Here is an 8,419-nt window from a genome sequence, read left to right as displayed (position 1 = left end):
TTAGAGTTTTTATACTAATCAATATTTCTACATTTCTACCATTTTACTGAAGCAACAATAGATCCCATCCCACTGTAACCTACTTTATTTATGAAAGCATAAGGATGAATTATTCCAGAAGATGCTAATATAGGATAACCTGTACCATAGTAATATGCTTGATAAACTAATTTTGAACAATAGGTAGGATCTTTTGAACTGAGATTAGGTGTTATTGAATATTTTGCTTTAGGATAATCTTTTAAATATTTAGCTGCCCAACTTGCGGCTTTTGATGGCTTGCCTTTGTATTTGCTGTTTGTCCTAACAACCTTTGTAGAAGTATATTTTTTAAACCAAGAAGAAATTGAGATTTTGGACGGGTGAGCACCGGGCCCTGAAATATGCGCTATGTATGTACTATCGATAACTATTCCTGCATGTCCAGTAATTCCTTTGCAATTAGGTTTACAATTAGTTGTTTTGGTAACCACAATATCACCAGCTTTAACGGTAGCTTTAGTTCCTGGATAACTAGCTGCACTTGCTTCATTAGTTTGAAAGGTCAATGAAAAAACAAGTAAAAGTGCAGCTGTAACTAAAATACTAATAATTTTTTTCAACTTTATCACTCCAATATCTTATATTTTGTTACAATATTATCCATTATATTACATAATGCACCAAATGAGGAGGTAAAAATATGAAAAAAAGAATATTTTTGTTATTGATATTTTTTGTGATTTTTGGAGGAATAGGTTTGTATATTTATTTCAGTAATAATCCATCTGCTAAACCTTCTGAAGAAAGAATGGAAAATATTTGTGATAAAGTAGAAGATTATTTGATAAATGAAAAAGGGTATGATAAAAAAGAAATTTTATCATTAGAGCCTCAATTTGATCCTAGGTTCGCAGGATCCGATGCAGCCTACAGCGTGACTGTTGTTTTTGCGGATGAACAAGATATTGAATATCAATATGGTATGAACGGTAATGAAGTTTTTCAAGAAGGGTACTCTGGATCTAAAGATAATCCAATTCATGCAGAACAATAAAAATATATAAGAAAAAATTGATTGAGCACTGTTTTTTTCAATTAGAAACAAAAGAATTAACAAATTTTTTCATGTATTTAACCGAACAATTTAGTGAAAATAAAAAAACATAGTTCAAAAAGGGAGCGATAAATTTCTAAATCAAAAAATTTCAAAAGTAGAGAGTTAAGATATATGTGTTGATAAAACATATTCAGAAGCATAAAAAGAGTAGTTGAACTACTCTTTTTAATTTACTCTTTTTAAACCACAGGCTCTGCCTGTGTGAAAATAAAAGGGATTTTATATAAAAAAATAAAAGATACTTTACTTCATTTAAAAATACAGTAAAATATATTAGTTTTATATTGCTAAAATATAGAGAATGAAATTATTTTTCTAGATTAATTTGAAGAATTTTTCTTGCTTGTTCAATATCCATCTTCAATATTTTTTCTTTATTTTTCACTACATCTTTCTTAAAAGAAGCAATCAATTTAATTATTTCTTCTTCCCCTTCAATCTCAAAATGTTTCTCAATTAATCCACCCACTTGAATTAATCTTCTAGTTCTTTCTTTTCTCTCCTTTTGTCTCACTTGATTCGCCAATCGTTGTTTCTCCAGTTGCATCTTCCTAATTTTTTCTTCTAAATCTACTAATCTCTCTTCTTCCGTTCTTCGAGCCAAGGCTCTCACTCCCTACCCTATTATTTTCTCTATTATATCCAAAATTACGAGCGAAAACTAGAATTACAGAATGACTCCTCACATTAGTTCGTGGTATAATAACCCCAACGAACTAATGTGAGGAAGGGCGCACTTATACAAACTACGTTTGTGTGCGGTTGCTTCGCAACGAAAAAGCGTATTCGCCTTTCAGCGAATACCAAAATCAAAATCATTCATTCGCATATCTGCGAATGAATATCCGCCAAATGGCGAATACAAAAAACAATCGTAAGCTATTTATTATTCCTTGTTGGAAAAATCCAACTTGTCATAATAAATCCTTACGAATCCGTAATAAAAAATTTCCCACCTTTCGGTACGAAATTTTTTATTACGGTCATCCAAAACCTAATACATAAAATCCAAAAGAAAAGGAGGAAAAAGAATATGGCAATCTATCATTTCTCCGTGCAAATGATCTCACGCGGAAAAGGGCAATCCGCCATTGCTTCTGCAGCTTATCGATCAGGTGAAAAATTATATGATGAACGATCCGAGCAAAGCAAATATTATAAAAGAGACGTGCAACCAGAAAACCATATTCTTGCTCCTTCTCATGCTCCATCATGGATTCAAAATAGAGAGTTTCTTTGGAATGAAGTGGAGAGAAGCGAAACAAGAAAAAATTCTCAACTAGCAAGAGAAATTAATATTGCTTTGCCACGAGAACTTTCCAATAAGCAGCAAACTGAATTAATCAAAGGATATGTTCAAGAACAATTTGTAGATAAAGGCATGGTTGCCGATATTGCTATTCATCGAGATGATAAAGAAAATCCACACGCTCATGTTATGTTGACCACTAGAGAAATTTCAGAAAATGGTTTTACTACAAAGAATCGTGATTGGAATAAAAAAGAACTACTGGAGCAATGGAGAGAACAATGGTCTGAACATGCCAACAAGGCACTTAAAAAAGAAAATATTCAAGAACGGATTACCCATCAATCTCATGAGGATCGTGGACTTGAAATTTTACCTACTGTTCATTTAGGACATGTAGCTTCTGATATGGAGAAAAAGGGAATCGAAACAGACCGAGGAACTATTAATCGTGAAGTAAAACAGCATAATGCCATTGTTTATGACTTGCAAAAATATCGCGAAAAAAAGCAACAGCGACAAACCTTAATAAAAGAACAGGAACAAAAAAAGACAGTTGCTTTCGCTCCTGCAGAACAAAAAGTATTAGACTATATTCAAACAAAAATGATAAAAGAAAAACCGACTTTAGAGAATATTTCTAAGATAAAAGAGATTAATGAAATATGGCATAGCCAAAACAATTCCGAACATTATCAACTTCAAAACAAGCAAAAAAACATGGATAATCTTTTCCAAGCAAATGCCACTTTATCAAGCTTGGAAAAACAAATAAGCGAAAAAGAGCAAGCACTTGAAAATACAGGATTCTTTCAACGAAAACAGAAAGAGCAGCTACGCCATGAAATTAATTCTTTAAGCCAAACTCTTGATAGCCAAAAAGAAAGAGTATCCATCTTAATGCGAGATAATAACATTTCAACTAGAGAAGAAATTCCGTTTAGAAAAAAACAAATGGACAAAGAAGTTGAACAATCTCGTACTGAATTAGAAGGAAAAAGAACAACATACAAAAATACTAATAAGTTATTAGAACAAGGGGAAAGCCTTCTAAAAAATCATGAAATCAAAAAGACGACTTCTCTATATCCAGAACTAAAAAATAAACGAATCAATTATAAAACAGCTATAAAATTACAAGACGTTCATAAACGTTATAATCTTTCAAAAATTAGCGATATACCAACAGTTATCGAGAAGAATAAAGCTGAAATAAACAACATATCGAAAAACATTTCTACTTATGAACAAAGAGTAAAAACAGCAAATCAAGCAGAAATAAGATTAGGAATACTTAGTAAAATAAAAAACAAGTTAGAAGCGATTGAAAACAATCCTTTCCAATATGGAAAATTACTACATGATTCAGTTACAAAAGAAAAATATAAAAAATTAAAAAAACAACAAAGTTCTATAGGACGTGAACTTCGTTCTGTTGGATATACCACTGTTGGTTCTATCAAAGAAGACAGCAAATTGATGAACGAACTCAAACCTACTTATGATAAATATGTAAAAAAACTTGAAGAACTACAGAAAGAAAACGAAACCTTATCCAATGTTCAAAAAGACTTACAGCGAGCAAATAAAAGAGAACAATATTTATCAAGAGATAATGGATTAGAAAGATAGGGGTTGTAAAATTTACAACCCCTTATTTCAACTTCCAATTCATTTCGTATTTTTCAAATACCTTGATGAGATCATCAAGCAATTGCTCGCTTTCTTTCCATGACAAAGGCTTTTTTTCATAATCTCGACTATACTCAAACGTCACACGCCAATTACGGTTGCAATCAAAAGTACCATTAATAATCTGTTTAGACCTTTCAAACTCATGCATAAAAAAAGCACCTACCTTTTAAATTATTATATCGTAGTTATTTCTCATTTGATAACCACCCCTAATTACAAGGTTTTTAGTTGCCTTTATGGCAACATCTTAGCCTTATGGCAAGAACCTAAAAAGTTTAAATTTAAGATTGCCAAACAAAAAGTGAAATGCTATTTATTATAGAGTGAGAAGAGAGAGAGTTTTAAAAGTTAAAAAAAGACTGTTATATCAAGGGTTTTGAGATTTTTTGTGTGTTGCGATTTTACAACACTTGTGTTGCGATTTTACAACACACGAAATAATAAAAAAATAAAAAAACCGTTAGTAATCAAAATTAATTACTAACGGTTTTTTCTTTAAAATAATTTATCCGGTAAATCCTTTAATATTTTCATTTTCATTGCTTTATGAAACATAACTTGTAAATGCTCCGGAACCTTATCTTTATCACCCGCAAAAATAATATGAGGATTAACAAATAAAGAATAAGCTTTAACGTTATTACCTTCAATTCCACTTTCAGCTTTAGCTAAAATTCCTTTTTTAACTAAAGAATTAATTGTTGTACTTGTATTTGACCTATTACTATTTATTAGCTTAGAAATCTCTGTAATATTTGCAGGAACAGGATTTTTCTCTTTAATATCTAAAACTATGCAATTACTTGAAAAAGCAATATAAGGTATAACATCAGATAAAAAAACCTTTTCTTTACTGCTAAGATATTCTTGCTTATTTAGAAAACCTAAATTCTCTTGCAAGTGTTGAGCAAACCTCACTTTCGAATGTGGAGATCTTTTAGTTCCTATGTAAAGTTCTTTATTACCAGTAGCCATACTAAGTATTTTCATAGCTTGGTCAATTTGTTCTTGAGGTACTCCAAAATGCTCTAGATTATTAAGAATTTCATCATTTTTTAAATCTCTTTTTCTAGCATTTTTACTAACACTGTTTAAATTTACTACATTATTGTTTTCTTTTTTCACAAATTTCCTTCTCCCTACTAGAAGGAATATATCACTGTATGTTAGAATATAATTATTCTATAAGTGAATACAGGACATATTCCTGTCCTTGATTTAGTTAAAACCCTCGGAGTCGGCAAAAACTTGAGGGTTTTTCTTTATACCTTTAAGACTACCAATATTTTCTTCTTTATTCTACACTTTTTCATTTTTCTGAGGAGCTCTTTCTAAAACACATTTAACTTTCTTATATTTTTTTCCTACTTCTTCTAATTCTTCTCTAAACACATTCATTACTAATACTGGTGCTGATGTATTTTTAGCATGAACTAATACGATATCTCCCTGTTCAATAGGTTCTTTTCTTAATTTTTTTGGAATATGCCAATAAAATAGTTTGCTAGTATTTAACTTCAAAATACCATCTTTATTACTAAGAATATGAAACGCAGCAATAGTATTATTATCAGACATTTTCTTTCCCTCTTTCAATTTTCTCTTTTAAATTAATTAATAGTTTATCATCAATTCGTTTCGGTTTATACCCCATCCTATCAATCAATATACCCTCTATAACCTTCATACGGGCAGTATAAAGGCGATATTCACTTTCTGCCAAACCTTTTATATCATTAGGAACTACAACCCCGTCAGGAGCCTTCTGAACAGTTCTCATAAGGTGGTAACAACTTGTCCGCTTTTCTCTCACCAGTCGAAGCAAAACTAAAAGATCATATGTGTGAAGTGAAGCCAAGAACGAAAACGGTCTTTCGCATAATTCCAAGTACATAAAACCGTCTAATTTTGGTCTTTTCACTTTCAATGGTGCTTCACAAAAGGAGCATGTTTCTGCATAATTGCTATTTTCTTGACCGCAATAGGAACAAATCATTTTCTTTGAAACTCCTCACTACTTACGTAGTTAATAACCATAGCCCACAATTCATCTGATACCTCTAATTCGTATTGATCGATGACAGCTGCATAAGAATCCAAAGATTCTTTCAAGCCATTTTCTGATAGGAAAGAACGCTTTTTACTATGTCCAATCGAATTAACATGTTCTATCACAAATTCCCCATTATCCATATAAATTTTTAATTTTTTCATCATGCTTCCTCCTTAAAATGAGTCAAAGTTAATTCTCTAAAATAAGCAGACATAGATTTTAAATCTTTATCCTTAATATCGCTTTTTATTTTGCTCCATATATCCTCTGGAAGAGTTATAGACACCTTTTTTGTAACTCCCATAGATGGACGCCCTACATTTTCTTTTTTGGCTGAATTAGAGTGTTTTAAATGCTCTGGTAACGTATCGTATCGATAAGGCGGAATATAAAGCTGACCTAACATTTCGTTTATTGTTTCCAAAGCAACTCCTTCCGTCGCGGCCAAGGAAACAAATTCATTTTCTAATTGCTCGATTGTTTTATTTTCTTCCTCTTCACCATTCCAACGAACATCATATAATTTTTTGTGTAAATCCCATACTTTCAACATGTTTTAACCGCCCTTTTCTTTAAGTTACCTTTATTATATCATTTAAGTAACTTTAATTCAAGCGTAAAAAATACCGATTTTCCAAAATAGAATAATCGGTATCTTTCCCCTAGCTATACACTTGCTTGAAAAATAATTGCTTATGTTTTCTTACTTCTACATAGCCAGTAATCTTATATTGTGAAGGTTTTTCGTTCAATGCTAACAATTCCTCATAGAAAAAATGTTCTGCTTGTTTCTCTTTAAAAACTGGCTTATCTGTTCCTAAAATTTCATGAAGCATTAGCATAAAATCGCCCACCATCTTATTTTATTTTTTATCAGCTAATTCCTTTAACTTATTGATAAAATCTTCATCTGAAATATGTCCTTCTAGAGATTTTCTTACTAAATCCTCTTGTTCTTTGGAAACATCCATTCCAGATATTCTCAACGAAGCTTTAGCATATCTCATCGCTTCTTCATTAGTCCTTTTCATAAAAAAATCCTCCTTACTTACCCTAAAGGTTTATAGGTTGCCATAAAGGCAACCCTTGTCTGTACTGGTTTTTACTTGAAGAGTTTTTTCCACCAGGGTTTTACGTCGTCTTCTTCTTTGGCAGCTGCTATTTCTAATCTCTTTTCTTCTAATGATTGTTGTAATTGCATCGTTAGGATCCGATCTCTTTTTTCTACAACATCATTCATTTTATATTCAAATGCTTTCAACATATTTTCTCTTTCTTCTTCAATTGCTACTTTCACTACTCGTTGTATCGTTTCTTCTAATTCACTCTTTGATAAACGAATCTCATCCGTGAAAACGCTAGGCGTTTTTGTTGCGTTTTTTTCGTCTATATTCATTGATACAACAGCATTTAACGCGTCTGTAAAAGAAACATTGTTTGCTAATAATTTTTTCAATTCTCTTAACGCCTTAAAATCGCGTTCATAATAAATCCGTTGTCCTTTTTCATTTCGTTCCATTATATAACCATGCTGTTCTAACTCAATAGACCATCTTCTTAAACTAGAAGTAGTTATTTCTAAATCAGCAGCAACATCTTTCGAAAAATAGCCAAAGCTATTAGCGTTTTTCATAGCGTTTATTCACTCCTTCTACTTTTACTCTTCGATAATCTAGTAGAATTTCCTTCTTTCCTTTCAATCATCGTAAAAAGTCAATTGTATAATGAAGTAGCATTTAGAAGTAAAACGGAGGGATCTAGAGATTGACTTTTTTATTATGAAGCTATTTTTCTCGATATTTCCCAAACGCAAAAAGGCGGAATTTGCCCCAATATGGACAAATTCCGCCTTTTGCTTTTTGGATTGCTGTGTATAGGACATTTTATGTAAACTAACTTTAATGACCTAAAAGCTCATATTCAGAGGGGGATTATCAATTAATCTAATATTTAAATCCTAAAAAGCTTTGGTCGCTAAATAGGGGTAATATGGAAATTTGATAATCTTTCTATTTTTTGCAAATCTATTATTTTATTTTGTAGAACAATAGATTATGTTAGAATAAAGAAAAAAACAAAAAGCCATTTTCCTCAAGCTTAAGTGCTCCAACACACCTAACGGAAAATGACTTTACCCTTGCCCAAAACAAGGTTATTTGTAAAATTATTGTACTCGAATTAACTCTATATTTCAATGATTAATAATAGACATTTTTTGAGCATACACAAATAACCCATTTACCGACAAAGAGATATTTTACTAATGATGATGCAGTAAACCTAATTTGCTTTCAGTTCCCTAAGTTAAAACTCTAAGCTTTGC

13 protein-coding genes are annotated in these 8,419 nt (G+C 31.3%); 2 read left to right on the top strand and 11 right to left on the bottom strand.

Annotated features, from left to right (window positions below):
- Positions 1–35: 35 nt before the first annotated feature.
- Positions 36–602, bottom strand: a complete 567-nt coding sequence (locus tag NX902_RS25730; protein WP_341118316.1) for a YiiX/YebB-like N1pC/P60 family cysteine hydrolase — start codon at positions 600–602, stop codon at positions 36–38.
- An 80-nt stretch (positions 603–682) separates the two neighbouring features.
- Here NX902_RS25730 and NX902_RS25725 point away from each other — a divergent pair, with 80 nt between their 5' ends.
- Entirely contained in the window at positions 683–1,036 is a 354-nt protein-coding gene (locus tag NX902_RS25725) for a DUF3139 domain-containing protein (protein WP_341118317.1), read from the top strand.
- A 370-nt stretch (positions 1,037–1,406) separates the two neighbouring features.
- Here the strand turns inward: NX902_RS25725 and NX902_RS25720 are convergent, their stop codons facing one another.
- A complete protein-coding gene (locus tag NX902_RS25720; RefSeq protein ID WP_341118318.1) occupies positions 1,407–1,703 on the bottom strand; it encodes a conjugal transfer protein TraD in 297 nt (98 codons plus the stop codon).
- Positions 1,704–2,132: 429 nt separating this feature from the next.
- On the opposite strand from NX902_RS25720, the gene mobQ reads away from it, so the two are divergent.
- Positions 2,133–3,980: a MobQ family relaxase gene (gene mobQ / locus NX902_RS25715; RefSeq protein WP_341118319.1), complete on the top strand. Its 1,848-nt coding sequence runs from the start codon at positions 2,133–2,135 to the stop codon at positions 3,978–3,980.
- A gap of 22 nt (positions 3,981–4,002) precedes the next feature.
- Here mobQ and NX902_RS25710 read toward each other — a convergent pair whose 3' ends face one another.
- The 9 genes from NX902_RS25710 to NX902_RS25670 form a co-directional block, all read right to left on the bottom strand.
- Entirely contained in the window at positions 4,003–4,191 is a 189-nt protein-coding gene (locus NX902_RS25710) for a hypothetical protein (protein ID WP_341118321.1), read from the bottom strand.
- 347 nt (positions 4,192–4,538) lie between these two features.
- Complete coding sequence (locus NX902_RS25705) at positions 4,539–5,168, bottom strand: MarR family transcriptional regulator (RefSeq protein WP_169189776.1); 630 nt, start codon at positions 5,166–5,168, stop codon at positions 4,539–4,541.
- A gap of 174 nt (positions 5,169–5,342) precedes the next feature.
- Positions 5,343–5,621 carry a DUF5839 family protein gene (locus NX902_RS25700; protein WP_169189775.1) on the bottom strand — a complete coding sequence of 93 codons (279 nt, stop codon included), beginning with the start codon at positions 5,619–5,621 and terminating at the stop codon, positions 5,343–5,345.
- Positions 5,614–6,039, bottom strand: coding sequence for a hypothetical protein (locus NX902_RS25695; RefSeq protein ID WP_341118323.1), 426 nt, complete (start codon positions 6,037–6,039; stop codon positions 5,614–5,616). The genes NX902_RS25700 and NX902_RS25695 overlap by 8 nt, the downstream gene beginning before the upstream one ends.
- Entirely contained in the window at positions 6,036–6,260 is a 225-nt protein-coding gene (locus NX902_RS25690; RefSeq protein ID WP_341118325.1) for a hypothetical protein, read from the bottom strand. The genes NX902_RS25695 and NX902_RS25690 overlap by 4 nt, the downstream gene beginning before the upstream one ends.
- Positions 6,257–6,649: a hypothetical protein gene (locus NX902_RS25685; protein ID WP_341123932.1), complete on the bottom strand. Its 393-nt coding sequence runs from the start codon at positions 6,647–6,649 to the stop codon at positions 6,257–6,259. The genes NX902_RS25690 and NX902_RS25685 overlap by 4 nt, the downstream gene beginning before the upstream one ends.
- Before the next feature lie 109 nt (positions 6,650–6,758).
- Positions 6,759–6,938: a hypothetical protein gene (locus NX902_RS25680; protein ID WP_341118311.1), complete on the bottom strand. Its 180-nt coding sequence runs from the start codon at positions 6,936–6,938 to the stop codon at positions 6,759–6,761.
- A 21-nt stretch (positions 6,939–6,959) separates the two neighbouring features.
- Positions 6,960–7,127, bottom strand: a complete 168-nt coding sequence (locus tag NX902_RS25675; RefSeq protein WP_341118313.1) for an antitoxin VbhA family protein — start codon at positions 7,125–7,127, stop codon at positions 6,960–6,962.
- 71 nt (positions 7,128–7,198) lie between these two features.
- Positions 7,199–7,729, bottom strand: a complete 531-nt coding sequence (locus NX902_RS25670; RefSeq protein ID WP_341118315.1) for a MerR family transcriptional regulator — start codon at positions 7,727–7,729, stop codon at positions 7,199–7,201.
- Positions 7,730–8,419: the final 690 nt, after the last annotated feature.

Origin of the sequence: Niallia sp. FSL W8-0954 (genome assembly GCF_038005605.1) — a bacterium.
Classification (GTDB): domain Bacteria; phylum Bacillota; class Bacilli; order Bacillales; family Cytobacillaceae; genus Niallia; species Niallia circulans_A.
This window is presented reverse-complemented; position numbering and strand designations above follow the sequence as displayed.

Coding starts and splice junctions, on each gene's coding strand:
- NX902_RS25725 (WP_341118317.1), top strand. CDS start 683: ATGAAAAAAAGAATATTTTTGTTATTGATATTTTTTGTGATTTTTGGA.
- mobQ (WP_341118319.1), top strand. CDS start 2,133: ATGGCAATCTATCATTTCTCCGTGCAAATGATCTCACGCGGAAAAGGG.
- NX902_RS25710 (WP_341118321.1), bottom strand. CDS start 4,191: ATGCATGAGTTTGAAAGGTCTAAACAGATTATTAATGGTACTTTTGAT.
- NX902_RS25700 (WP_169189775.1), bottom strand. CDS start 5,621: ATGTCTGATAATAATACTATTGCTGCGTTTCATATTCTTAGTAATAAA.
- NX902_RS25695 (WP_341118323.1), bottom strand. CDS start 6,039: ATGATTTGTTCCTATTGCGGTCAAGAAAATAGCAATTATGCAGAAACA.
- NX902_RS25690 (WP_341118325.1), bottom strand. CDS start 6,260: ATGATGAAAAAATTAAAAATTTATATGGATAATGGGGAATTTGTGATA.
- NX902_RS25685 (WP_341123932.1), bottom strand. CDS start 6,649: ATGTTGAAAGTATGGGATTTACACAAAAAATTATATGATGTTCGTTGG.
- NX902_RS25680 (WP_341118311.1), bottom strand. CDS start 6,938: ATGCTAATGCTTCATGAAATTTTAGGAACAGATAAGCCAGTTTTTAAA.
- NX902_RS25675 (WP_341118313.1), bottom strand. CDS start 7,127: ATGAAAAGGACTAATGAAGAAGCGATGAGATATGCTAAAGCTTCGTTG.
- NX902_RS25670 (WP_341118315.1), bottom strand. CDS start 7,729: ATGAAAAACGCTAATAGCTTTGGCTATTTTTCGAAAGATGTTGCTGCT.